This window comes from Citrobacter sp. Ct235 (assembly GCF_030332305.1).
In the GTDB taxonomy this organism is placed as follows: domain Bacteria; phylum Pseudomonadota; class Gammaproteobacteria; order Enterobacterales; family Enterobacteriaceae; genus Citrobacter_A; species Citrobacter_A telavivensis.
Genome location: NZ_JAOWIC010000002.1, coordinates 164908 through 187409 on the forward strand (window position 1 = coordinate 164908; position 22502 = coordinate 187409).

General features: G+C 53.3%; 27 protein-coding genes. 10 read left to right on the forward strand and 17 right to left on the reverse strand.

Translation table 11 applies throughout. From position 1 onward, the window contains the following. Positions 1 to 40 precede the first annotated feature (40 nt). Positions 41 to 247 (reverse strand): DUF1107 domain-containing protein, encoded by a 207-nt coding sequence (locus OGY35_RS00720; RefSeq protein ID WP_004857160.1) that lies wholly within the window; start codon positions 245 to 247, stop codon positions 41 to 43. Positions 248 to 570: 323 nt separating this feature from the next. Here OGY35_RS00720 and OGY35_RS00725 point away from each other — a divergent pair, with 323 nt between their 5' ends. Further along, positions 571 to 1128 (forward strand): YtfJ family protein, encoded by a 558-nt coding sequence (locus tag OGY35_RS00725; RefSeq protein ID WP_286631165.1) that lies wholly within the window; start codon positions 571 to 573, stop codon positions 1126 to 1128. Here the strand turns inward: OGY35_RS00725 and cysQ are convergent. Then, entirely contained in the window at positions 1118 to 1858 is a 741-nt protein-coding gene (cysQ, locus tag OGY35_RS00730) for a 3'(2'),5'-bisphosphate nucleotidase CysQ (protein WP_152401704.1), read from the reverse strand. The two genes, OGY35_RS00725 and cysQ, sit on opposite strands and share 11 nt — an antisense overlap. 188 nt (positions 1859 to 2046) lie before the next feature. Between cysQ and cpdB the strand changes: the two genes are divergently transcribed. Further along, positions 2047 to 3990 (forward strand): 2',3'-cyclic-nucleotide 2'-phosphodiesterase, encoded by a 1944-nt coding sequence (gene cpdB / locus OGY35_RS00735; protein ID WP_286631166.1) that lies wholly within the window; start codon positions 2047 to 2049, stop codon positions 3988 to 3990. A 38-nt stretch (positions 3991 to 4028) separates the two neighbouring features. On the opposite strand, the gene OGY35_RS00740 is transcribed toward cpdB, so the two are convergent. After that, positions 4029 to 4409 carry a winged helix-turn-helix transcriptional regulator gene (locus OGY35_RS00740; RefSeq protein WP_178826810.1) on the reverse strand — a complete coding sequence of 127 codons (381 nt, stop codon included), beginning with the start codon at positions 4407 to 4409 and terminating at the stop codon, positions 4029 to 4031. Between the two features lie 90 nt (positions 4410 to 4499). Between OGY35_RS00740 and OGY35_RS00745 the strand changes: the two genes are divergently transcribed. The 4 genes from OGY35_RS00745 to ytfE all read left to right on the forward strand — a co-directional run bounded on the left by OGY35_RS00745 (position 4500) and on the right by ytfE (position 8092). Next, positions 4500 to 5348: an SDR family oxidoreductase gene (locus OGY35_RS00745; protein ID WP_286631167.1), complete on the forward strand. Its 849-nt coding sequence runs from the start codon at positions 4500 to 4502 to the stop codon at positions 5346 to 5348. A gap of 81 nt (positions 5349 to 5429) precedes the next feature. Next, complete coding sequence (locus OGY35_RS00750; protein ID WP_152401698.1) at positions 5430 to 6254, forward strand: AraC family transcriptional regulator; 825 nt, start codon at positions 5430 to 5432, stop codon at positions 6252 to 6254. Positions 6255 to 6330: 76 nt separating this feature from the next. Then, a complete protein-coding gene (locus OGY35_RS00755; RefSeq protein ID WP_286631168.1) occupies positions 6331 to 7302 on the forward strand; it encodes a DMT family transporter in 972 nt (323 codons plus the stop codon). 127 nt (positions 7303 to 7429) lie between these two features. Beyond that, positions 7430 to 8092, forward strand: a complete 663-nt coding sequence (ytfE, locus tag OGY35_RS00760; protein WP_286631169.1) for an iron-sulfur cluster repair protein YtfE — start codon at positions 7430 to 7432, stop codon at positions 8090 to 8092. A 99-nt stretch (positions 8093 to 8191) separates the two neighbouring features. Here ytfE and cycA read toward each other — a convergent pair whose 3' ends face one another. Beyond that, positions 8192 to 9601 carry a D-serine/D-alanine/glycine transporter gene (cycA, locus tag OGY35_RS00765; protein ID WP_286631170.1) on the reverse strand — a complete coding sequence of 470 codons (1410 nt, stop codon included), beginning with the start codon at positions 9599 to 9601 and terminating at the stop codon, positions 8192 to 8194. Positions 9602 to 9924: 323 nt separating this feature from the next. Further along, positions 9925 to 10545 (reverse strand): BamJ family beta-barrel-assembly machinery protein, encoded by a 621-nt coding sequence (gene bamJ / locus OGY35_RS00770; RefSeq protein ID WP_152401692.1) that lies wholly within the window; start codon positions 10543 to 10545, stop codon positions 9925 to 9927. A 221-nt stretch (positions 10546 to 10766) separates the two neighbouring features. On the opposite strand from bamJ, the gene OGY35_RS00775 reads away from it, so the two are divergent. Then, a complete protein-coding gene (locus OGY35_RS00775) occupies positions 10767 to 11411 on the forward strand; it encodes a LysM-like peptidoglycan-binding domain-containing protein (protein WP_286631171.1) in 645 nt (214 codons plus the stop codon). Between the two features lie 78 nt (positions 11412 to 11489). Here the strand turns inward: OGY35_RS00775 and OGY35_RS00780 are convergent, their stop codons facing one another. The 6 genes from OGY35_RS00780 to OGY35_RS00805 all read right to left on the reverse strand — a co-directional run bounded on the left by OGY35_RS00780 (position 11490) and on the right by OGY35_RS00805 (position 14927). Beyond that, positions 11490 to 12419 carry a DMT family transporter gene (locus OGY35_RS00780; protein WP_286631172.1) on the reverse strand — a complete coding sequence of 310 codons (930 nt, stop codon included), beginning with the start codon at positions 12417 to 12419 and terminating at the stop codon, positions 11490 to 11492. A 144-nt stretch (positions 12420 to 12563) separates the two neighbouring features. Further along, the gene (gene rplI, locus OGY35_RS00785; RefSeq protein WP_152401685.1) at positions 12564 to 13013 is read right to left on the reverse strand and encodes a 50S ribosomal protein L9; all 450 of its coding nucleotides are present in this window, start codon (positions 13011 to 13013) and stop codon (positions 12564 to 12566) included. A gap of 41 nt (positions 13014 to 13054) precedes the next feature. Next, the gene (rpsR, locus tag OGY35_RS00790) at positions 13055 to 13282 is read right to left on the reverse strand and encodes a 30S ribosomal protein S18 (protein WP_000135199.1); all 228 of its coding nucleotides are present in this window, start codon (positions 13280 to 13282) and stop codon (positions 13055 to 13057) included. A 4-nt stretch (positions 13283 to 13286) separates the two neighbouring features. After that, positions 13287 to 13601 (reverse strand): primosomal replication protein N, encoded by a 315-nt coding sequence (gene priB / locus OGY35_RS00795; RefSeq protein ID WP_042321531.1) that lies wholly within the window; start codon positions 13599 to 13601, stop codon positions 13287 to 13289. A gap of 6 nt (positions 13602 to 13607) precedes the next feature. Further along, positions 13608 to 14003 (reverse strand): 30S ribosomal protein S6, encoded by a 396-nt coding sequence (gene rpsF, locus OGY35_RS00800; RefSeq protein ID WP_042321529.1) that lies wholly within the window; start codon positions 14001 to 14003, stop codon positions 13608 to 13610. Between the two features lie 159 nt (positions 14004 to 14162). Further along, on the reverse strand, positions 14163 to 14927 hold the full coding sequence (locus tag OGY35_RS00805) for a TSUP family transporter (RefSeq protein ID WP_286631173.1): 765 nt from the start codon (positions 14925 to 14927) through the stop codon (positions 14163 to 14165). Between the two features lie 300 nt (positions 14928 to 15227). Between OGY35_RS00805 and yjfY the strand changes: the two genes are divergently transcribed. After that, entirely contained in the window at positions 15228 to 15503 is a 276-nt protein-coding gene (gene yjfY / locus OGY35_RS00810; RefSeq protein ID WP_152401681.1) for a DUF1471 family protein YjfY, read from the forward strand. Between the two features lie 213 nt (positions 15504 to 15716). Here yjfY and OGY35_RS00815 read toward each other — a convergent pair whose 3' ends face one another. Genes OGY35_RS00815 through ulaA form a run of 5 tightly spaced genes read right to left on the reverse strand, consistent with a single transcriptional unit; the run spans position 15717 to position 19439 of the window. Next, a complete protein-coding gene (locus tag OGY35_RS00815) occupies positions 15717 to 16571 on the reverse strand; it encodes an L-ribulose-5-phosphate 3-epimerase (protein ID WP_286631174.1) in 855 nt (284 codons plus the stop codon). Positions 16572 to 16580: 9 nt separating this feature from the next. Further along, complete coding sequence (ulaD, locus tag OGY35_RS00820; RefSeq protein WP_286631175.1) at positions 16581 to 17231, reverse strand: 3-keto-L-gulonate-6-phosphate decarboxylase UlaD; 651 nt, start codon at positions 17229 to 17231, stop codon at positions 16581 to 16583. A 12-nt stretch (positions 17232 to 17243) separates the two neighbouring features. Next, positions 17244 to 17711, reverse strand: a complete 468-nt coding sequence (ulaC, locus tag OGY35_RS00825; protein ID WP_286631176.1) for a PTS ascorbate transporter subunit IIA — start codon at positions 17709 to 17711, stop codon at positions 17244 to 17246. A 9-nt stretch (positions 17712 to 17720) separates the two neighbouring features. Further along, complete coding sequence (ulaB, locus tag OGY35_RS00830) at positions 17721 to 18026, reverse strand: PTS ascorbate transporter subunit IIB (RefSeq protein WP_286631177.1); 306 nt, start codon at positions 18024 to 18026, stop codon at positions 17721 to 17723. A 12-nt stretch (positions 18027 to 18038) separates the two neighbouring features. Then, entirely contained in the window at positions 18039 to 19439 is a 1401-nt protein-coding gene (gene ulaA / locus OGY35_RS00835; RefSeq protein ID WP_286631178.1) for a PTS ascorbate transporter subunit IIC, read from the reverse strand. Positions 19440 to 19798: 359 nt separating this feature from the next. Here ulaA and ulaG point away from each other — a divergent pair, with 359 nt between their 5' ends. Together ulaG and ulaR are read left to right on the forward strand one after the other, a co-directional pair. Beyond that, the gene (ulaG, locus tag OGY35_RS00840; protein WP_286631179.1) at positions 19799 to 20863 is read left to right on the forward strand and encodes an L-ascorbate 6-phosphate lactonase; all 1065 of its coding nucleotides are present in this window, start codon (positions 19799 to 19801) and stop codon (positions 20861 to 20863) included. Positions 20864 to 20968: 105 nt separating this feature from the next. Further along, positions 20969 to 21724 carry an HTH-type transcriptional regulator UlaR gene (ulaR, locus tag OGY35_RS00845; RefSeq protein WP_178827187.1) on the forward strand — a complete coding sequence of 252 codons (756 nt, stop codon included), beginning with the start codon at positions 20969 to 20971 and terminating at the stop codon, positions 21722 to 21724. Here the strand turns inward: ulaR and yjfP are convergent. Then, the gene (yjfP, locus tag OGY35_RS00850) at positions 21721 to 22470 is read right to left on the reverse strand and encodes an esterase (RefSeq protein WP_286631181.1); all 750 of its coding nucleotides are present in this window, start codon (positions 22468 to 22470) and stop codon (positions 21721 to 21723) included. The genes ulaR and yjfP overlap by 4 nt on opposite strands. Positions 22471 to 22502 lie beyond the last annotated feature (32 nt).

Genomic DNA, 22502 nt, shown 5'->3' on the forward strand with positions numbered 1-22502 from the left:
TTTTTAAACTACTGCTTTAAACTACTGCATAGCACTTTGGTTAAGCCATCTCAGTTTGCAGACGCAGAACCTGACGGTTGACTTCGGACATCACAGACAGATGCTGTTTATCCTTCACTTTTGGGATAAGAATCTTGCCCTTATCAAACTCAAAAGCGCCAACGTCCTTGATATATAACCGTCCACGAAACAGGATCTTCACGTACTTCGCCACTTGCAGTGGGTTGTACCGTTGGAAAATTTTCATTGTTATCTCCTGCTTAAGTCACGCCCTTGTGGCTCCACAATCGGTCCAACCGTTCTAAGGCGCAAAATTTAATGCCATTTGACTATAGACTATCTGTACGATGTTTCCAGCGCGTATAAGTTTATTTACCTTTTCATTACAGTTAATCAGAATCATCTCTGAATCACGGCGCGGTCCTCAGTATAAGCCTTCGTTTTTCGCAGGATTTGTGCGCCCGTCCGCAAACTGGCATCGCTCTTGCGGGAAAAAGCATCATTCGCACATATGATTAAAAATCAGACCCAAGTGGTCGGATCACCTGCAAACAATAAGAAGGAAACACCATGACCTTACGTAAGATTCTGGCGCTGGCGTGCCTGTTAGCGCCGATGATGGCCTCCGCGCATCGCTTCGAAACGGGCCAGCGCGTCCCGCCAGTAGGGATTGCAGATCGCGGCGAATTGATTCTTGAAAATGATAAATTCAGCTATAAAAGCTGGAACAGCGCGCAGTTGCCCGGGAAGGTGCGCATCCTTCAGCACATCGCCGGACGCACCTCCGCCAAAGAAAAAAATGCGACGCTGATTGAAGCCATCAAAGCGGCAAAACTGCCCCATGACGTTTACCAGACCACGACTGTCGTCAACACCGACGATGCCATTCCAGGCTCCGGTATGTTTGTACGCAGCAGCCTCGAGAGCAATAAGAAGCTCTACCCGTGGTCGCAGTTTATCGTCGACAATGACGGCGTGGCCCGTAAGGCCTGGCAACTGGATGAAGAGAGTTCAGCTATCGCGGTGCTCGATAAAGACGGTCGCGTACAGTGGGCGAAGGACGGGGCGCTGACCCAGGAAGAGGTGCAGCAGGTGATTGCCCTGCTGCACAAGTTGCTCAATAAATAGAGACCCGGAAGCCGGGGTTCAGGAACGATTCACGCGGGGTGTAGTCCAGCGGCTTACCCTGCCAGTCGTGAACGTGTGCCCCGGCGGCGGCCGCCACGGCATGGCCTGCCGCCGTGTCCCAGACGTTGGTCGGTCCAAAACGCGGGTACAGTTGCGCCTGTCCCTCCGCCACCAGGCAGAACTTCAGCGACGAACCAATCGACGTCGTCTGGTGCTCACCCAGTTGCTGCAAATATTCTTTCAGTTCGTTATCGGCATGGGAACGGCTAATTACCACCAGCGGCGGGCGGGCGTCGCGGACCTGAATTTGCTTGCGCACGTTGCACTCTTCTTTCCAGGCTTTACCTTCTGCCGCGCTGTACATCACCTTCATGACCGGTGCGTAGACCACGCCCAGTACCGGCTTACCCTTCTCGATAAGCGCAATATTCACGGTGAACTCACCGTTACGTTTGATGAACTCTTTAGTGCCATCCAGCGGGTCGACTAACCAGTAGCGCTGCCAGTGCTGGCGTACTTCCCAGGCCGGCGGGTCTTCTTCTGAGAGGACCGGAATATCCGGCGTCAGCGTCGTTAAGCCTTCGAGAATCACTGCGTGCGCGGCGAGATCGGCCGCGGTTACCGGAGAATCGTCCTGCTTGCTGGCAATCTCCATCGGTTTGACTCCATCATAGACCTGCATAATGGCATCGCCCGCGTTCCGTGCAAGCTGGCATACGTGTTCTAACATTCTCCACCTCGTTTGTGGCAGTGGCGTTAACTCATTGTTTTACTTATACCCGATCAGAGGCGAATCCGCCAACTGTGATAGTGTCTGCGGTTTTGCTTGCTAAACTGATGCATGATTCACAGTTCTGTAAGCAAGAAGATTTATATACATTTTCTTTTGTGGCTTAGATCTGAAAAGGATGCCCCCTGATGATTAAGTTTAGTGCAACGCTCCTGGCCACGCTGATCGCGGCCAGCGTGAATGCCGCAACCGTCGACCTGCGGATAATGGAAACCACTGATTTACATAGCAACATGATGGATTTCGATTATTACAAAGATACCGCAACCGAAAAATTCGGACTGGTACGTACCGCAAGCCTGATTAACGCCGCGCGCAATGAAGCAAAAAACAGCGTGCTGGTCGATAATGGCGATCTGATTCAGGGCAGTCCGCTGGGCGACTATATGGCGGCCAAAGGGTTGAAAGACGGTGATATCCATCCGGTCTACAAGGCGCTGAATACGCTGGATTACGCAGTGGGTAACCTCGGTAACCATGAATTTAACTACGGACTGGAATATCTGCAAAAGGCGCTGGCTGGCGCCAGGTTCCCCTACGTTAACGCCAATATCATCGACGTTAAGACCAAAAAGCCGTTGTTTACCCCCTATCTCATCAAAAAGACTGACGTCGTCGATCAGGAAGGTCACAAGCAGACGCTGAACATCGGCTATATCGGGTTTGTTCCTCCGCAGATCATGACCTGGGATAAAGCGAACCTGAGCGGTAAGGTGACGGTTAACGACATTACCGCCACCGCGCGCCAGTATGTCCCGGAAATGCGCGAAAAAGGGGCCGATGTGGTGGTAGTGATTGCGCATTCAGGGCTCTCTGCTGACCCCTACCAGAGCATGGCGGAGAACTCCGTTTATTATCTCAGCGACGTGCCCGGCGTGGACGCAATCATGTTTGGTCATGCCCACGCGGTCTTCCCCGGTAAAGACTTTGCCAGCATCAAAGGCGCAGATATCGCGAAAGGGACGCTGAACGGCGTACCGGCGGTGATGCCAGGCATGTGGGGCGATCATCTGGGCGTGGTGGATCTGGTGCTCAATAACGACAGCGGCAAATGGCAGGTGACGCAGGCCAAAGCCGAAGCGCGCCCCATTTACGACGCGGCCGCGAAGAAATCACTCGCTGCCGAAGACAGCAAACTGGTGGATATTCTGAAAGCCGACCACGACGCCACCCGTGAATTCGTCAGTAAGCCTATCGGTAAATCCGCCGATAATATGTACAGCTATCTGGCGCTGGTGCAGGACGATCCGACCGTTCAGGTGGTCAACAACGCGCAGAAAGCCTATGTCGAACACTTCATTCAGGGCGACCCGGACCTGGCGAAACTGCCGGTGCTTTCCGCCGCTGCGCCGTTTAAAGTCGGCGGGCGCAAGAACGATCCGGCCAGTTTTGTCGAGGTCGAAAAAGGCCAGTTGACCTTCCGTAATGCTGCCGACCTCTATCTGTACCCGAACACGCTGGTGGTTGTAAAAGCCAGCGGCAAAGAGGTGAAAGAGTGGCTTGAGTGCTCAGCCGGACAGTTTAATCAAATCGATAGCACCAGCAGCAAGCCGCAGTCGCTTATTAACTGGGAGGGTTTCCGCACCTATAACTTCGATGTGATCGATGGTGTGGAATACCAGATTGATGTCTCGCAGCCCGCACGTTATGACGGCGAATGCCAGACGGTCAATCCGACAGCGGAAAGGATTAAAAATCTGACCTTCAACGGCAAGCCGATTGATCCTAATGCCACCTTCCTGGTCGCCACTAATAACTATCGCGCCTATGGCGGTAAGTTTGCCGGAACCGGTGACAATCATATTGCCTTTGCGTCACCGGATGAGAACCGCTCGGTGCTGGCGGCATGGATTGGCGCGGAGTCTAAACGCGCCGGGGAAATTCATCCGGCTGCCGATAACAACTGGCGCCTGGCACCGATTCACAGCAAGACGAAACTGGATATCCGTTTCGAAACGTCGCCGAGTGATAAAGCCACCGCGTTTATCAAAGAGAAAGGGCAATACCCTATGCAGCACGTCGCCACCGATGATATTGGTTTCGCGATTTATCAGATGGATTTAAGCAAATAACGTTAATGCCGGAGGGCACGTCGCCATCCGGCAACGTTTTACGCCGCACGTTCTTCCCGTTGTGCTAACACCTGCGGCAAATTTAACTCAATCCAGTCCGCTAGTGCGGCAACTTTGTCACTGACCTGCTCGCCCAACGGAGTCAGGCTGTACTCCACGTGCGGCGGCACAACCGGATACGATACCCGGTTGATAAACCCATCCTGCTCCAACGCCTGCAAAGACTGCGCCAGCATCTTCTCGCTCACGCCGCCCATTTTACGGCGCAGATCGCTGAAACGGTGAGTGCCGTCGCGTAGCGCCACCAGAATCAACACGCCCCAGCGGCTGGTCACATGCTTTAACACCTCACGCGACGGACACTGCTCGGCAAACAAATTGCCGTCACGGAGTTGTTGAGAAAGGGTCGGTGCACTCATCTTTATACTTACCTTTTTGTGCGTACTTACTAAAAGTTAGTTTAAGTGCTAGCTTTATAAAACACAAGCGACACATTAAGGAGTCATCCCATGATTGCCATTACCGGCGCGACGGGCCAACTGGGCCAACACGTTATTGAGAATCTGCTGAAAACCATTCCAGCCAGCCAGATTGTTGCGATAGTTCGTAACCCGGCGAAAGCCACCGCATTAAGCCAACAGGGAATTACCGTACGTCAGGCGGATTACCGCGACGAAACCACATTTACCCAGGCGTTGCAGGGTGTCGACAAGCTGCTGCTGATTTCCTCCAGTGAAGTGGGACAGCGTGCCGCTCAGCACCGTAACGTCATTAATGCGGCAAAGGCGGCGAAAGTGAAATTTATCGCTTACACCAGCCTGTTGCATGCCGACCGTTCTCCGCTGGGCCTGCACGTCGAACACATCGAAACCGAGAAGATGCTGGCAGACTCCGGTATTGCCCACGCGCTGCTGCGTAACGGTTGGTATACCGAAAACTATCTTGCCAGCGTCCCCCCCGCGCTGGAGCATGGCGTGTTTATCGGTGCCGCAGGCGAAGGCAAAATTGCCTCCGCAACCCGCGCTGACTACGCCGCCGCCGCCGCACAGGTCATCAGTACAGAAGGTCATGCCGGTAACGTGTATGAACTGGCAGGCGATGAATCCTGGACGCTGAGCCAGCTGGCCGCTGAACTGAGCAAACAAAGCGGTAAACAGGTCGTCTATCAGAACCTGAGCGAAGCTGATTTCGCCGCCGCGTTGAAGGGCGCTGGCCTGCCAGCGGGTCTGGCGGATATGCTGGCCGATTCAGACACCGGGGCATCCAAAGGCGGTCTGTTCGATGACAGCCACACGCTGAGCAAACTGATCGGTCGCCCAACCACTCCGCTGGCCGAAAGCATCAAAGGCATTCTGTAAGTGTTAAAAATCGGTTAATTATGGTGGCATCCCCGCGCATCCTCTCTGATAATGACAGGATGATGCGTGGGGAGAGAAAACTTGCAAGGTGTACCTGAGCAGTTTAGCGATGAAAAAGACCGTGCCCGCTTTCGCCATCTGGCGCAGGTACCGGGCGTTGAGCTGTATCACGCGCACATTTCACGCTACGCTTTTGAACCGCACACCCACGAAGCGTTCGGCATTGGCGCGATAGAAGCTGGCGCCGAGCGTTTTCGCTATCGCGGCACGCAGTACGTTGCCCCTGCCCACTCGGTCGTGACGATGAATCCGGATGAGTTGCATACCGGCGAGGCCGAAACCGCCGACGGCTGGCGCTACCGGATGATCTATCTGGAGCCCGACCTGCTGGAAAAAGTGACCGGGGTCCGTCACTGGTGGTTTCATGACGTCACGCGTCACGATCCCCTCCGCTCGCGTCAGATCTGTTCGCTAATCCACGGCCTGTGGCACACCGACGATCCCTTAGCGCAAAAAGGGTTGCTGTTGGATCTGATAGACACCTTCCAGCCGCTGGCGCGCCATGCTCCGGTGTCGCGGGAAGGTGCGCATCGCTTTGATCGCGTGCGCGACTATTTGCATGACAACTACATGCGTCCGATCGCTCTCGACGAACTGGCACGCGTTGCCTCGCTAAGCCCCTGGCATTTTCAACGTCAGTTCAAAGCCCATTTCCACGTGACGCCGCATCAGATGCTGATGGCAATCCGCCTGTGGCGAGCGAAAGGATTTCTGACTCTCGGCATGCCGGCAGCAGATGTTGCCGCCGCGACCGGCCTGACCGATCAGTCCCACCTCACCCGCGCCTTTACCCATCGCTATGGCATTACTCCTGTACGCTATCAAAAGCAGGTTTATTCGCGCTAATGCGCAAGCTCATACAATACGCGCGCCTGCTCCCCGCCTACACTTTTCGTCATGTTTAACGTTGTGGATGTAAAGCATGATTAGCGGTGTGTTGTACGCCCTGCTGGCAGGGTTGATGTGGGGACTGATTTTTGTCGGGCCGTTGATCGTGCCAGAATATCCGGCGGTGCTGCAGTCGATGGGGCGCTACCTGGCATTAGGCTTGATTGCCCTGCCGTTGGCATGGCTCGGGCGCGTGCGCCTGCGACAATTGTCACCGAAAGACTGGCTGACCGCGCTGGCGCTAACCATGATGGGCAACCTGATTTACTACGTCTGCCTTGCCAGCGCCATTCAGCGTACCGGCGCGCCGGTCTCAACAATGATCATCGGCACCCTGCCGGTCGTCATTCCGGTATTTGCCAACCTGCTGTACAGCCATCGCGACGGCAGGCTCTCCTGGCGACGACTGGCGCCCGCGCTGGTGCTGATTGGCATCGGGTTGTTGTGCGTGAACATTGCGGAACTCAACCAGGGCTTGCCTGATTTCAGCGGCTGGCGTTACGGTTCCGGTATTGCGCTGGCGCTGGTGTCGGTGGTGTGTTGGGCCTGGTATGCGCTGCGCAACGCCCGCTGGCTGCGGGAGAATCCGGATAAACACCCGATGATGTGGGCGACCGCGCAGGCGCTGGTGACGCTGCCCGTGTCGCTGCTGGGCTACCTCGCCGCCTGCCTCTGGCTGCACGGGCAAACGCCCGACTTCACCCTACCGTTCGGGCCGCGCCCGGCGGTGTTTGTCGGCCTGATGGTGGCGATTGCGGTGCTGTGCTCATGGGTGGGTGCGCTATGCTGGAATATTGCCAGCCAGCGGTTACCGACGGTGATCCTCGGCCCGTTGATCGTGTTCGAAACGCTGGCAGGTTTGCTGTATACCTTCATCTTACGCCAGACTCTTCCCCCCGCGCTGACTCTCAGCGGTATCGCCTTGCTGGTTGTCGGCGTGGTGGTGGCGGTCAAAGCAAAACCGGAAAAACCGCGCGTCATTCCACTTTCTGAGCCGGGCAGTTAACCCTTCCCCCCCGCATTCTCGTTCGTCATTGCGCCATCACAAAAGGTCCTGCCCCGAAAGAGTTATAGCGCCCGATTAAAGGTGCATTTAAAATACACCTTATATTATTGAGAATGAGGTAACGGCTATGGCTTATCGCGATCAACCTTTAGGTGAACTGGCGCTTTCTATCCCTCGCGCTTCGGCACTGTTTCGTAAGTACGATATGGATTACTGCTGTGGCGGTAAGCAGACGCTGGCGCGTGCTGCCGCCCGTAAAGAGCTGGATGTTGACGCCATCGAAGCGCAGCTGGCACAACTGGCACAACAGCCGGTCGATAAGGACTGGCGCACCGCGCCGCTGGCCGACATTATCGACCACATCATCGTGCGCTATCACGACAGACACCGCGAGCAGTTGCCGGAACTGATCCTACAGGCCACCAAAGTTGAACGCGTTCATGCCGATAAGCCCAATGTACCGAAAGGTCTGGCGAAGTATCTGACCATGCTGCATCAGGAGCTTTCAAACCACATGATGAAAGAGGAGCAGATCCTGTTCCCGATGATCAAACAGGGCATGGGCAGCCAGGCGATGGGGCCGATCAGCGTCATGGAAAGTGAACATGATGACGCGGGGGAACTGCTGGAAGTGATTAAACATACCACCCAGAATGTGACGATCCCGCCAGAAGCGTGCACCACCTGGAAAGCGATGTACAACGGCATCAATGAGATGATTGATGATCTGATGGAACACATCAGCCTGGAAAATAATGTATTGTTTCCTCGGGCGTTAGCGGGGGAGTAAATAAAATGCCCGGTGGCGCTAACGCTTACCGGGCCTACGGGAACTCACCGTATCGACGTTTTGTAGGCCGGATAAGCGCAGCGCCATCCGGCAATCAAATTAACGAACGCCTGCCATCCGCTTCTTACCAATCAGCCACCAGCCCAGACCCAGCGCAATGAACCACAGCGGCGTGACGATCAGCGCCTGACGGGTATCATCTTCAAGGGTCAACAGCACCAGAACGAAGACGAAGAACGCCATGCACACCCAGCACATCACCTTACCAAGCGGCATTTTGTAGATCGACTTCTCATGCAGATGTGGACGCTGTTTGCGATACACCAGATATGAGCACAGAATGATGGTCCAGACGAACATAAACAGGATTGCTGACACGGTGGTGATCATGGTGAACGCGCCAATCACGCTCGGATTGACATACAGCATGACCACGCCGCCCAGCAGGCAGATACAGGAGAAGGTCAATCCTTTCGCCGGTACCGCGCGTTTAGACAGCTTGGCAAACGCTTTTGGCGCTACGCCTTCCTGTGCCAGACCAAACAGCATACGGCTGGTGGAGAACACGCCGCTGTTGGCCGATGACGCCGCAGACGTCAGAACCACGAAGTTAATCACGCTCGCGGCAGCAGGCAAGCCCACCAGTACGAACAGTTCAACGAACGGACTCTTATCCGGCACCACGGAACTCCACGGCGTCACGGACATAATGACGATCAGCGCAAAGACGTAGAACATGATGATACGAATCGGAATCGAGTTGATGGCGCGCGGCAGGGATTTCTCCGGATCTTTGGTTTCCGCTGCCGTCGTCCCGACCAGTTCGATCCCGACAAAGGCGAATACCGCAATCTGGAAACCGGCAAAGAAGCCGCTAATGCCTTTCGGGAACCAGCCGCCGTCATTCCACAGATGCGCAAACGAGGCTTCCACACCGGTTGGCGACTGGAAATGCATGGCAATCATCACCAGGCCGACAATGATCAGCGACACGATGGCGACGATTTTGATCATCGCGAACCAGAACTCCATCTCACCAAACATTTTCACGGTGGCGAGGTTGAGGCTCAGCAGCAGGACGACTACCGCCAGTGAGGCGACCCAGTCGGAAAGGCCGGGGAACCAGAACTGCGCGTAGGCGGTAATGGCAACGACGTCCGCCATCCCGGTAACCACCCAGCAGAACCAGTAGGTCCAGCCGGTGAAATAACCTGCCCACGGTCCCAGCAGATCCGAAGCAAAGTCGCTAAAAGATTTGTATTCCAGATTCGAGAGCAGCAATTCTCCCATTGCACGCATCACGAAAAAGAGCATGAAGCCGATGATCATATAAACAAAAATGATCGACGGCCCGGCGAGACTGATGGTTTTACCCGACCCCATAAACAGACCCGTGCCAATGGCGCCGCCGATGGCAATAAGCTGGATATGTCGGTTTGTGAGATTGCGCCGTAGCGACTGTTCAGTCGGAGCCTGTTCGTCGGCAGCGACTTTTACCTGATCTACCATGTTTTATTCTTCCTGTACCTGTCTGTGTTGTGCGGGCTCTACGGCCTTTAGTGCGTCTGTTGTGTATCGCTATGATACGACGATCCTGTTTTCAGGACTCATCGATATTAGGTAAGAATCGGCGGGATGAATACTAAGATTTAGATATTATGTTAATTATATGTTTAAAGTGAGTGTCATATCACTCTGGCAACGCGAATTAGCTCACAAAAATACACGCAACTCATGCATTTGCAAGATAAAATTCCGATATCAGACAAACAGGCAGCGTTATTACGTATTTTTCGTCCCCCTCCAGCGTGGAGGGGAACAGAAGTGACTGCTTACAGGATTTCCAGCAGTTCTACGTCAAACACCAGGGTGCTGAACGGCGGGATCGCTGCACCGGCGCCACGTTCGCCGTAAGCCAGTTCCTGAGGAATGGTCAGTTCCCATTTAGAGCCAACCGGCATCAGGGTCAGGGCTTCAATCCAGCCAGGAATAACACCGTTTACCGGGAATTCTGCCGGTTCGCCGCGCGCAACGGAGCTGTCAAAGACGGTGCCGTCGATCAGCTTGCCGGTGTAGTGAACGCGAACGCGGTCAGTACGGGCCGGGATAGCGCCTTCGCCCTGGGTCAACACGCGGAATTGCAAACCCGACTCCGTGCTGTTCACACCGTCTTTCTCACGGTTTTGTTCCAGATACTTCACGCCATCCGCAGCCATTGCCTGGAAGCGTTCGCGACGTACGGCATCCGCACGTTCATGAATATCACGCAGCGCGCGATGTACCACATCAACCGGCACGGCTGGCTGCTTGCCTTCCAGCGCGTCAGCAATACCGGCAACCAGCGCTTCAGGCAACAGCCCTTCCAGTCCGGATTCGCTCAGTTGCTGTCCTACCTGCAAACCAATGCCGTAGCTTGCTTGCGCTTCGATAGTGTCAAAAGTCGGGGTTGCCATCGTATTTCCTTTCATCGGATATAAAAAGTAGCGGGCAGCATAACAGCCAGGCCTCTCCCGGTAAAATGTTGTCTCGGGGAGGATGACAAATCACGACGAAAAAGAAACAATAGGGATATTCCCCTGGATATGAGCCAAAAGCGGGGAATATCACGAACATCATAGCGTTAGCGGTCTATACTCTATGATTGAGGAACGAGACGCGGAGCAGGAGGAAAGCCATGCCCGGGCGCTTTGAATTAAAACCAACCCTGGCGAAAATCTGGCATGCACCGGACAATTTTCGCATTATGGATCCGCTTCCGTCTATGCATCGCCGCGGCATTATCATTGCGGCGATCGTGCTGGTCATCGGTTTCCTGCTCCCCTCAAATGACACGAACGATGCGCCAGTAGTAACCCGCAACGCGCAGTTGGATCTCCAGTCGCAGTCTCAACCGCCGACCGAAGCACAGCTTCAGGCCCAGTTGGTTACCCCGCAAAACGATCCGGGGCAAGTCGCTCCCGTCGCGCCGGAACCCATTCAGGAAGGCCAGCCGGAAGAGCAGCCCCAGGCACAGCAACCGCAAACCCAGCCTTTCCAGCAAAACAGCGGCATTGACCAGCAGTGGCGCTCTTATCGCGTCGAGTCAGGTAAAACGATGGCGCAATTGTTCCGCGATCACGGACTGCCGCCAACGGACGTGTACGCGATGGCGCAGGTTGAAGGTGCAGGCAAGCCGCTCAGTAATCTGCAAAATGGGCAGATGGTGCAAATTCGTCAAAATGCGAATGGCGTGGTAACCGGGCTGACCATCGATACCGGAAACAACCAGCAGGTGCTGTTTACCCGTCAGCCTGATGGCAGCTTTATCCGCGCACGTTAAGCACAGCGCCATCAGGCATATCAGCGCAGTGCCGGATGGCGGCTTTGCCTTATCCGGCCTACACCTTCACTGGTGGCGTTACCGCTTCACCTTATTGACCCACCATATCCCCGAGCACACCAGCAGCAGTGCCATCGCGTATTTCCACTCCAGGATATTCTCGCCGAGAAAAATCGCGGACAGCACCGCGCCAGAGACCGGGATCAGGAAGTTAAACGGCGCAATCATCCCCACGCGGTTGTACTTGAGCAAAATGCTCCACAGCGCAAACGCCACCGAAGAAAGCAACGTCAGGTAACCGAGAATCGCCACCGACGCGAGACCGTGGACCGCCAGTGTGCCGCCAAAAGCATAACCGCCAATGACCAACACCAGGCCGCCAATCCCTAGCTGGTAGCCCGTCATCACCGTCGGATCGACTGTCTGAGAGATTCGCTTACCGTAAAGCGTCGCGGCGGAGAGAATAAATGCCGCCAGCACAATCGAACCATCGCCTGCCAGAGTAAAACTAAAATCCAGCAGCCCGCTGTTGAAGTTCACCACCATCACGCCTGCAAAACCGAGAATACAACCCAGCGTTTTGTTGTAGCTCAGCTTATCGTTCTGGTAGATGAAGTGCGCCAGCAGCACGCTGAAGAAGGTGCCCGTGGCGTTCATGATCGACCCTTTCACGCCGGTAGTGAACGCCAGGCCGATGTAAAAGAAGATGTATTGCAGCGAAGTCTGTGTCACCCCCAACAGCGTCAGTTGCCCAAACTGCCGGGAACTCAGGCGGCCTATCGGCTTACGCTGCGCCATTGCCAGCAGGAGTAACAGCAGGCCAGCGAACAGGAAGCGGTATCCGGCGAAAACAATTTTGGAGGGGATATCGTCAGCGGCTATCTGGAAAATCTCATAGCCACTTTTTATGGCCGGATAGGCGCTACCCCAGAGCAAACAACAAAACGCTGCGCTCAGCCAGACGACATTTTTACGCGCAAACAGAGGTTGCGGGTGCGGAGTATCCATTCATCACCACATTGAAATTGTGTTTTATTTTTAGTGATTATCCCGAAAAGGATAAGGAATAGCCAGAGCGAAAAACGAGGTGAGCAGAAAAGTAAAACGCCGACACGAGGCCGGCGTTTCTTACGAGATTGTCAGAATAAAAACTTATTCTGCAACAACGTTAATGGTCAGCTTAGCGAATACTTCGCTGTGAACCTGGAAGTCCACTTCGTGCTCACCAGTGGTACGCAGAACGCCGTTCGGCAGACGAACTTCGCTCTTAGCCACTTCAACGCCAGCTGCATTTACTGCATCAGCGATGTCGCGGGTACCGATAGAACCGAACAGTTTACCTTCGTCGCCTGCTTTAGACGTGATGGTAACAGTTTCCAGTGCGTTGATTTTCTCTGCGCGTGCATTTGCAGCAGCCAGAACGTCAGCCAGTTTAGCTTCCAGTTCAGCGCGACGTGCTTCGAAGTATTCAACGTTTTTCTTGGTAGCAGGAACAGCTTTACCCTGTGGTACCAGGAAGTTACGAGCATAGCCCGCTTTAACGTTAACCTGATCACCCAGGCTACCCAGGTTTGCTACTTTATCAAGCAGAATAACTTGCATTACCTTATCCTCTCAAAGTCGTATTAATGGACCGTGACCGATTACTGATGACGATCAGTGTACGGCAGCAGAGACAGGTAGCGAGCGCGTTTGATAGCGCGAGCCAGCTGACGCTGGTATTTTGCACGGGTACCGGTGATACGGCTTGGGACAATCTTACCGCTTTCGGTGATGTAGTTTTTCAGCGTAGCGATATCTTTATAGTCGATCTCTTGAACGCCTTCCGCGGTGAAACGGCAGAACTTGCGACGACGGAAATAACGTGCCATATGGCTAGTCTCCAGAATCTATCAATTCAATCTGCTCGGCATGCAGAACCATTTTGCTCAGGCCGTTCTTTGCCTTGTGGCAAGAGATGAACCCCTGAACGGTCACTGCGCTACCGACCGTTATACTGTGAGTAATGGCCTGGTTTTCGTGTCCGCTAACAATAACGGGCATTTGGCACCACGCCTGCCGGTGAAATCCGGCTTCCTCCTGCACAGAACGATGCTCAAGCACGAACTGGCAGTGCGGAATTCCTGATGGACTGACCTTTCGAAGGGGGGTCCTGCACACGGTGCCGGACAACACCAGACGGTTGGTCATCAGAAATTACTCTTCAGAATCCCCAGCTTCAGCATCATCTGCGGTTTCGTTTGCGAAATCATCGCGACGCTCACGGCGCTCGTCTTTCGCTTTAACCATCGGAGATGCTTCGGTAACAGCGTGCTTAGTACGCATTACCATGCTGCGGATAACGGCGTCGTTGAAGCGGAAAGTTGTTTCCAGCTCATCGATCACTTCCTGCGGAGCTTCAACGTTCAGCAGAACGTAGTGTGCTTTGTGCAGTTTGTTGATCGGGTAAGCCAGCTGACGGCGGCCCCAGTCTTCCAGACGGTGGATCTTGCCTTCTGCACCAGTGATGGCAGCAGAGTAACGCTCGATCATACCCGGAACCTGTTCGCTCTGGTCAGGATGGACCATAAAAACGATTTCGTAATGACGCATCGAATTGCTCCTTACGGATTATTCAGCCTCCTGTCTGGGTCAGCCGCGGCCCATGGAGGCAAGGAACGTGTTAAAGGTCGGCTGAAAAATTGACGCGTCATAATACTGGTGACAGGCCGCAAACTCAAGGTGATTCCAGGAATATTTGTCAGGACGCCCTTAATACATATCCAACAGCATCTTGCCGCTGATGCAGATGGAAACAATCACGATCATCGGCCTGATAACTTTCTTGCCGCGCGTGAGTACGACCGTCGCCCCCAGACGTGCGCCAAGCGCCTGTCCGACGAACATCACCAGCCCCAGCGACCAGATCATCTTGCCGCCAAAAATGAAAAACAGAATAGAAGCGATGTTGGAGGCAAGGTTGATGAAATTAGAGTGAATTTGCGCCTTATCGATGCTGTAACCCCACAGCAGGATGTAGCACAGGGTATAAAAGGAACCGGCACCAGCGCCAAGGAATCCGTCATAAAAACCGACACACCCTCCCCCCACCAGGGAGAAGAGAAACAGTGATACCTGCTGCTTCTTTTTCGGCTCGGTGAGATTGGGGGCAAAAATAAAGTAGAGCGCCACCGCAATGATGAGTACCGGCAACAGCTTTTTCAGCAGTTCCGGTTCAATGAACTGGATCAGTGTCGTCCCCAACGCCGATCCCACAAACGCCGCTAAAAAGACGTACTTATGTTGCTGAACGTTGATATGCCCACGACGCAGAAAGTAGATCCCCGACGTGAGTGAACTGCCCAGCGCCTGAATCTTATTGGTCGCCAGCGCATTGGCCGGCGGCAATCCTGAGATCAATAGCGCTCCAATTGATAAAAACCCACCGCCGCCTGAAACTACATTAATAAAACCCGCTATCAGCGCCACCATAAACATGATGGCGAAGTAGCTGAAATCCATGAATGAAGTACCCATATCTTTTTGCCTTATTATCATAAAGTTAACTTTATGTTTCGGCTCACTATAAGCGGCGATGGGCGGTAGCGATATTGACGATTCGGTAAGAGTTCTTGCCAGAAAAACAGGTATTTTTAGCCGCAGCGAAGCGGGTTAGCCGATTGTTAACTCACAAGAAGAACGGGTTGCGGTATTTTTTTGAACAACTGCATCAGAAATGGTCGCTATCGACCAACAAAGTAGCGATTAAAATTAAATCAGACGTTATCGACTTACAGGAGAAATCACTCACCAGAGTCAGCTGTCGAGGAGGTAGGTATGCGAATCCGTTTTGTCACCCTTCTGGCGGGACTGTTGCTCAGTGCAAATACACTCGCCGCCATTGAAATAGACCACCAGCAAGCCAGAAACATGGATGATGTGCAGAGCTTAGGCGTGATTTACATCAATCATAACTTCGCCACTGAAAGTGAAGCAGATCAGGCCCTGAATGAAGAGACCGACGCGCAAGGCGCAAAGTACTACCACGTGATCCTGATTCGGGAACCCGGTAGCAACGGCAACATCCACGCCAGCGCGGATATTTATCGCTAGCACCAGGAAAGTCCAACGAAAAGAGAGCCATAGTTTGACTTGCCCCCTGTTCAGGGGGCTTTTTTTGCGTGATGACTCCATACCCTGTGCGGTTGCCCCTGGCGGGGGCATGTTCTGGACATTGATCGACTATTGCCCGCACCAGTCGCTCGGAACCCTCCTTGCATCACGAGTTTATTCATCAGATAGTGAACGATCAGTTTGAAACCAGGCTTAATGTCGCGCCATCAGACCTGCGCTGGCCATCTGCGCTTTCACCCAGTCTCGCGCTTTCGCCACTTCAGCTGTCGGGTTTTCCGCCGTTTCACTCCACATCTCAATCAGATAGGGCCCGCAATAGCCACTCTGTTTGAGCGTTTTGAAACAACGCTCGAAATCGACAATGCCTTCGCCAAACGGCACGTTCTTGAACACGCCCGGCTTCGTGTCTTTGACATGCACCGCCACGATATGCCCGATTCCGGCCTGTAGTTCCATCTGCACGTCATTGTCCCATGCCGACAAATTGCCGATATCAGGGTACAACTGGAACCACGGATTGTTCAGGTAGTGCGCATAGCCCAGCGCCTTACTGATGGAATTCATCAAGGGATAATCCATGATCTCCATCGCCAGCGTCACCTGGGCACGGCTTGCCATCTCAACGCTCTCTTTCAGTCCGTCCCGGAAGCGGCACCGCGTCTCGTTATTGGCTTCCTGATAGTAGACGTCATAGCCCGCGAGCTGAATTACGCGAATCCCAATGTCCTGGGCTAACTGAATCGCTTTACGCATGATCTCCAGTCCCTGCGTACGTACAGCATCATCTTCGCTTCCTAAAGGAAAACGGCGATGCGCACTCAGACACAGAGAAGGCACGCGTACGCCCGTTTCCGCAATGGCGCTCACCAACGCCAGGCGCTGCTCCTGACTCCAGTCAAGCCTCGCCAGGCGGGCATCGGTTTCATCTACCGACATTTCAACGAAGTCAAAACCCAGCGCATTCGCCATCCGCAAGCGTTCCAGCCAGCACTCCCCGGCAGGGAGCGCTTTCTCATAAATACCAAGCGGATTCTGTTCCGAAAGCATATCCGCTCCTCATCCCCACAGTTCTGCAATGGCGCGTTTGAACTGACGCGCGGCTTCAACCGGAGAAGCCGCATCACGAATGCTACGACCCGCGATAAAGACGTGGATCGGAATACCGGCGAACAATGGCAGATCTTCCAGCGCCAGACCGCCTGTGACGGTAACTTTAAAGCCCATATCAGACAGACGCTGGATAGCGCTGATATCGGCTTCACCCCACGCCACGCCTGCGGCTTGCGCATCGCGGCTGCGGTGATAAACCACCTGTTGAATACCTGCATTGCGCCACTCCTGCGCCTGTTCCCAGGTCCAGTAGCCGGTCAGTTCGATTTGAACATCACCATCGAACGCTTTCGCCACGTCCAGCGCACCTTTGGCGGTGTTGATATCGGCGCAGCAAATCACAGTCACCCAATCGGCATTAGCTTCAAAACACATGCGAGAGAGGATTTTGCCCGCATCGGCAATTTTTGCATCTGCCAGTACGATCTTATGCGGATAGAGTGCTTTCAGGTCTCGAACCGCACGTACGCCTTCACCTACACACAGAATGGTGCCGACTTCGATGATATCGACCTCTTCGGCGATTAAACGGGTGGTTTCGTAGGCATGGGAGAGCGTTTGGTTATCCAGCGCGACCTGTAACATAGGTAAAGACATCGTGTTTCCCTCTTAAATGGAGGCCGCGTTGGTGCGGTCAATTAAATCCAGTACGTCCTGCTCGGTACGGCAGGCCCGCAAACGGTCAAAATTGGCTTCATCTTCAAACAGATTGACGATCTGCATGATGCCCACCTCCTGATGCGTGTTGGCATCTACTGCCGCCATGGTGATCAGGATATCGACCGGATCGTTATCTTCATGGTTGAACGACAACGGCGTTTTCAACGTCACCAGTGAGAACCCCGTTTTCTTGACGCCCTCTTCCGGGCGACCATGCGGCATTGCCAGACCGGGAGCAATAACAAAGTAGGGGCCAAACTGGGCTACGCCATCCAGAATGGCCTGGTAGTAGCGAGGCTCGACCACGTCTGCAGCCACCAGCAGATCGACACCGATTTTCACAGCTTCCTGCCAGCTATTCGCCTCTGCCTGTAAACGGATAGATTTATTCTCCGCCAGTGAATCACGTAGTTTCATGTTGTGTCCTTACTTCATGTCCTGCGGGAAATGCGCTTTGATCACCTCCAGCAGTTTCGGGCCAAAATCTGCAGGTGACAGCATGTTTCGTACACCCACCACATATTTATTACCCGTCACGCTGATCTCGCCTGCAATATGGGTGGAAGCAATGATGATATCCGCGCTGCTCAACTCACTTTTGTATTCACCTACCGCGCAACTGTTTACCGTGTGGTCAATATTTGATTGGGTCAAAAACTGGTCCACTTTCATTTTCATGATCATGGAGCTTCCCTGCCCGTTGCCACATACAGCCAGAATACGTACGGTCATATTCAAAACTCCTTATTTAGCAGAAGCCTCTGCCAGTTGTTTTTCCGCATCTTCTTCAGCCCGCAACGTACGCCCGGCGAAGATCATATAAACCAGTGCAATAGCGATGATGACGGCCATAAACGCGATACCGATGGACCAGAAGCCCTGCATCATCGGCGGCGCCAGAATCGACCAGTCCGCCATGCCCATCCAGGCGCTCATACCGGTGAGTTTCACCGCCCAGACGCAGCCAAAGATTTCAATCATCCCCATCACCAGACAAATTTTGAGTGCCGCACGCCAGCCGCCGAAGTGGTTCGCGAACACGCCGATAGTGGCGTTGGAGAAGAACATCGGGATAAAACCAGGAATAATCAGAATGGAGGAACCACAACCCACCAGAATACCTACCGCAATGAGTTGACCGACGGTGCCCCACATAAAGCCCCAAACCACGGCATTCGGTGCAAAGCTATAGATAGCCGCACAGTCAATCGCCAGAACCGCTCCCGGAATCAGGCGCTGGGAGATACCGTTGAAGGCTTCAGAGAGTTCCGCAACAAACATGCGCACCCCCTGGGTGATAATGAAAATCGCCACCGCAAAAGCAAAACCGGTTTGCAGAATGTAGATCGTCCAGTGCACTTTGCCGGCCATGGCCTGCACGGTATCAATACCGAAGGAGAGCAAAATCGCACCGAAGAAGATGGTCATCACAATCGCCGTAGAGACGATATTGTCGTGGAAAATATTCAGCCAGCCGGGCAATTTGAGGTCTTCAACGCTCTCCTCTTTTTTACCCAGATACGGCGCGACTTTATAAGCAATCCACGACGCAAACTGCTGTTGATGGCCAATGGAGAAACCACAGCCATCGGTCACGTCCTGGGTCGGCTTATACATCATGTTGGAGGTGATGCCCCAGTACAGTGACACCATGATTGCAGTGCAAATAATGGTGGTCCACATCGAATAACCAAAGATGAACAGAGTAACGGCAATCAACCCTGCCTGCTGGAACATAATGTGACCTGTGAGCATGATGGTGCGAATGCCGGTGATGCGGCGCAGAAACACGTAGCAAATGTTCAGCGCCAAAGCCAGCAGTACCGCATAACCCACCCAGCTATAGGCGTCACCCATACGCTCGATAGTCGCCATCATAGATGCATAAGTGTCTGAGATAGCGCCGTTAATACCGAAGACCTCGGACATTTTCGCCACCACCGGTTTGAAAGTGCTGGTCAAAATGCCAGAACCTGCCTGTAACAGCATAAAACCGATAATCGTTTTGATGGTGCCTTTGATAATCACGCTCACACTTTTGCGCAGCAGGATGTAGCCCAGGCACGTCACAATACCCAGCAGCAGCGGAGCATTCGTCATTACCTGATTAAAGAAAACGGTAAAGACGTTGTAGAGGATCTCCATAACTCTCTCCAGAAAATGGGAACATGAGGGATAATCCCTGCGAGGTTAGTGCCATCACTTTATTAATCAAAAGTAATCACAACAAGATTGAATTTGATTATTTGTGACCTATCACGCAAATTATTTCCCAGGGATGAGCAATGAATCCTTCCGCATCATCACAATAACAATTTAGTCTTTATAATTCATTTAGTTAAAATGAATCACTTTATAAAAAAGCAATGAAATTTGAGACTTACAGTGATGTGACGAGGCCAAACCCTCTTTATTTACTCATTGCAATGCGATCAAAATGATGTCAACATCAATCACATTGAATCAATATATGATTATTTTTGATTTAACCAGGAGTCAAAACGATGAGTAAAGTAAACACCATCACCCGTGAATCATGGGTCCTGAGCACCTTCCCGGAGTGGGGTAGCTGGCTGAATGAAGAGATTGAACAGGAGCGGGTCGCTCCAGGAACCTTTGCCATGTGGTGGCTGGGTTGCACCGGTATCTGGCTGAAATCGCAGGGCGCGACCAATATTTGCGTGGACTTCTGGTGCGGTACCGGTAAACAAAGCCACGGTAACCCGCTGATGAAAACAGGGCATCAGATGCAGCGTATGGCAGGAGTGAAGAAGTTACAACCTAACCTGCGCACCACACCGTTTGTTCTTGATCCTTTTGCCATTCGACAGATTGATGCGGTACTGGCGACCCACGATCATAATGATCACATTGACGTCAATGTCGCCGCCGCAGTCATGCAAAACTGCGCTGATGACGTACCGTTTATTGGTCCGCAGACATGTGTAAATCTCTGGATCGGCTGGGGTGTGCCGAAAGAACGTTGCATCGTGGTCAAACCGGGCGACGTGGTGAAAGTGAAAGATATTGAGATTCACGCGCTGGACGCCTTCGATCGCACCGCGCTGATTACCCTGCCTGCCGATCAAAAAGCCGCTGGCGTACTGCCGGATGGCATGGACGAACGCGCCGTCAACTATCTGTTCAAAACGCCGGGTGGCACCCTCTATCACAGCGGTGATTCGCACTACTCCAACTATTACGCCAAGCACGGTAACGAGTATCAGATCGACGTGGCGCTGGGTTCTTATGGTGAAAACCCGCGCGGCATTACCGATAAAATGACCAGTGCTGACATCCTGCGCATGGCGGAATCATTAAACACCAAAGTCGTGATCCCGTTTCATCATGACATCTGGTCAAATTTCCAGGCCGATCCGCAGGAAATCCGCGTACTGTGGGAGATGAAAAAAGACAGGCTGAAGTACGGCTTCAAGCCCTTCATCTGGCAGGTTGGCGGTAAATTTACCTGGCCTCTGGATAAAGATAACGTTGAATATCACTATCCGCGCGGCTTTGATGACTGCTTTACTATCGAACCAGACCTGCCCTTTAAATCCTTCCTGTAATGCGCAAAACGCCGGGAAAATCCCGGCGTTTATTCATATTTACTTTAGTATTTTCAGGCTATTTCAAATATCATCTTTTGAAATCATTTTTTATCGGAATAGCTCATGACTGAAGCACAGAGACATCAAATCTTACTGGACATGCTGGCGCAGTTGGGATTTGTCACCGTTGAGAATATCATCGAACGTCTGGAGATTTCCCCCGCCACAGCGCGTCGGGATATCAATAAACTTGATGAGAGCGGCAAGCTTAAAAAAGTCCGCAATGGGGCCGAAGCCATTTCCCTACCACGCCCCCGCTGGACGCCGATGAACCTGCATCAGGCGCAGAATCACGACGAAAAGGTGCGTATCGCAAAAGCGGCGTCTCAACTGGTCAATCCGGGGGAAAGCGTGGTGATCAACTGCGGTTCTACCGCATTTCTCCTGGGCCGTGAAATGTGCGGAAAGCCTGTACAGATCATTACCAACTATCTGCCGCTGGCCAATTATCTTATCGATCAAGAGCATGAAAGCGTGATCATCATGGGGGGGCAGTACAATAAGAGCCAGTCGATCACCCTCAGTCCGCAGGGCAGTGAAAACAGTCTCTACGCTGGGCACTGGATGTTTACCAGTGGTAAAGGGCTGACCACTGACGGACTGTATAAAACCGATATGCTCACTGCAATGGCGGAGCAGAAAATGCTGAGTGTCGTCGGTAAACTGGTGGTACTGGTCGACAGCAGTAAAGTCGGCGAGCGGGCAGGGATGTTGTTCAGCCGCGCGGACCAGATCGATATGCTCATCACTGGCAAAAATGCTAACCCTGAGATCCTGAAACAGCTTGAGGCACAAGGCGTTAGCATTCTGCGCGTCTAGAGATACTGACGGAAAAAAGACACCGTTGCGCTCAGGGCTTCGGGCGTGATGCGATGGCGCACGCCCGCTTGCCACTGGCAGGTCAGATTCTGGTCCAGCCCGGCCTGAATCATCGCCTGCTGCAAACGGAAACTTTCCGCCGCCGGAACCACGTCATCGTCCTGGCCATGCCATAACAGCAACGGTCTGTCGGCCAGTCGGTCAAGCTGCTGCGACACGTCCCACTTCGCCAACAGCGCAATAATGCGGGCGAACGCCTCTTGCCGGGCGGGTGTGTCCAGGGCAGAAGGGGGAAACAACGTTCGCGCCAGACGGGTAAAATAGCCCGATCCCATCAGGCTGGCGACACAGTTGACCTCCGGATGCTGAGTCATAATCCCCAGCGCAGTCATTGCCCCCATTGACGCGCCTCCGACCGCGAGGCGGTCATCCAGCAGCCAGTTTTCTGTGTCCAGAGCCGCTCGTAATGCCGCAAATTCCTGCATGTTTTGTTGCAAAATCTGCCAGAAATGCCCCATTCTCGCCTGTGCGTCACCGTTGAACCGCGCCCCATGCTCGGCAGCGTCTGGCATAATGACCCGAAATCCGGCCTGCGCCAGCGCAACGGCAAAGTAGCTGTAGACCAGACTGGAAGAGGTAAATCCGTGATAGAAAACAATACACGGCAAAGGTGTATTGCGTTGCCCCGCAGGAAAAGCGTGAAGCAGGTGATGTTCCGCCAACTGACGTATTTCAATTTCAATCATTTGCGTCCCCTTTTGGCTCTGGTATGCCACGG

Excerpts from the sequence above, each read along its gene's own strand:
- OGY35_RS00720 (WP_004857160.1), bottom strand. The coding sequence starts at position 247 with ATGAAAATTTTCCAACGGTACAACCCACTGCAAGTGGCGAAGTACGTG.
- OGY35_RS00725 (WP_286631165.1), top strand. The coding sequence starts at position 571 with ATGACCTTACGTAAGATTCTGGCGCTGGCGTGCCTGTTAGCGCCGATG.
- cysQ (WP_152401704.1), bottom strand. The coding sequence starts at position 1,858 with ATGTTAGAACACGTATGCCAGCTTGCACGGAACGCGGGCGATGCCATT.
- cpdB (WP_286631166.1), top strand. The coding sequence starts at position 2,047 with ATGATTAAGTTTAGTGCAACGCTCCTGGCCACGCTGATCGCGGCCAGC.
- OGY35_RS00740 (WP_178826810.1), bottom strand. The coding sequence starts at position 4,409 with ATGAGTGCACCGACCCTTTCTCAACAACTCCGTGACGGCAATTTGTTT.
- OGY35_RS00745 (WP_286631167.1), top strand. The coding sequence starts at position 4,500 with ATGATTGCCATTACCGGCGCGACGGGCCAACTGGGCCAACACGTTATT.
- OGY35_RS00755 (WP_286631168.1), top strand. The coding sequence starts at position 6,331 with ATGATTAGCGGTGTGTTGTACGCCCTGCTGGCAGGGTTGATGTGGGGA.
- ytfE (WP_286631169.1), top strand. The coding sequence starts at position 7,430 with ATGGCTTATCGCGATCAACCTTTAGGTGAACTGGCGCTTTCTATCCCT.
- cycA (WP_286631170.1), bottom strand. The coding sequence starts at position 9,601 with ATGGTAGATCAGGTAAAAGTCGCTGCCGACGAACAGGCTCCGACTGAA.
- bamJ (WP_152401692.1), bottom strand. The coding sequence starts at position 10,545 with ATGGCAACCCCGACTTTTGACACTATCGAAGCGCAAGCAAGCTACGGC.
- OGY35_RS00775 (WP_286631171.1), top strand. The coding sequence starts at position 10,767 with ATGCCCGGGCGCTTTGAATTAAAACCAACCCTGGCGAAAATCTGGCAT.
- OGY35_RS00780 (WP_286631172.1), bottom strand. The coding sequence starts at position 12,419 with ATGGATACTCCGCACCCGCAACCTCTGTTTGCGCGTAAAAATGTCGTC.
- rplI (WP_152401685.1), bottom strand. The coding sequence starts at position 13,013 with ATGCAAGTTATTCTGCTTGATAAAGTAGCAAACCTGGGTAGCCTGGGT.
- rpsR (WP_000135199.1), bottom strand. The coding sequence starts at position 13,282 with ATGGCACGTTATTTCCGTCGTCGCAAGTTCTGCCGTTTCACCGCGGAA.
- priB (WP_042321531.1), bottom strand. The coding sequence starts at position 13,601 with ATGACCAACCGTCTGGTGTTGTCCGGCACCGTGTGCAGGACCCCCCTT.
- rpsF (WP_042321529.1), bottom strand. The coding sequence starts at position 14,003 with ATGCGTCATTACGAAATCGTTTTTATGGTCCATCCTGACCAGAGCGAA.
- OGY35_RS00805 (WP_286631173.1), bottom strand. The coding sequence starts at position 14,927 with ATGGGTACTTCATTCATGGATTTCAGCTACTTCGCCATCATGTTTATG.
- yjfY (WP_152401681.1), top strand. The coding sequence starts at position 15,228 with ATGCGAATCCGTTTTGTCACCCTTCTGGCGGGACTGTTGCTCAGTGCA.
- OGY35_RS00815 (WP_286631174.1), bottom strand. The coding sequence starts at position 16,571 with ATGCTTTCGGAACAGAATCCGCTTGGTATTTATGAGAAAGCGCTCCCT.
- ulaD (WP_286631175.1), bottom strand. The coding sequence starts at position 17,231 with ATGTCTTTACCTATGTTACAGGTCGCGCTGGATAACCAAACGCTCTCC.
- ulaC (WP_286631176.1), bottom strand. The coding sequence starts at position 17,711 with ATGAAACTACGTGATTCACTGGCGGAGAATAAATCTATCCGTTTACAG.
- ulaB (WP_286631177.1), bottom strand. The coding sequence starts at position 18,026 with ATGACCGTACGTATTCTGGCTGTATGTGGCAACGGGCAGGGAAGCTCC.
- ulaA (WP_286631178.1), bottom strand. The coding sequence starts at position 19,439 with ATGGAGATCCTCTACAACGTCTTTACCGTTTTCTTTAATCAGGTAATG.
- ulaG (WP_286631179.1), top strand. The coding sequence starts at position 19,799 with ATGAGTAAAGTAAACACCATCACCCGTGAATCATGGGTCCTGAGCACC.
- ulaR (WP_178827187.1), top strand. The coding sequence starts at position 20,969 with ATGACTGAAGCACAGAGACATCAAATCTTACTGGACATGCTGGCGCAG.
- yjfP (WP_286631181.1), bottom strand. The coding sequence starts at position 22,470 with ATGATTGAAATTGAAATACGTCAGTTGGCGGAACATCACCTGCTTCAC.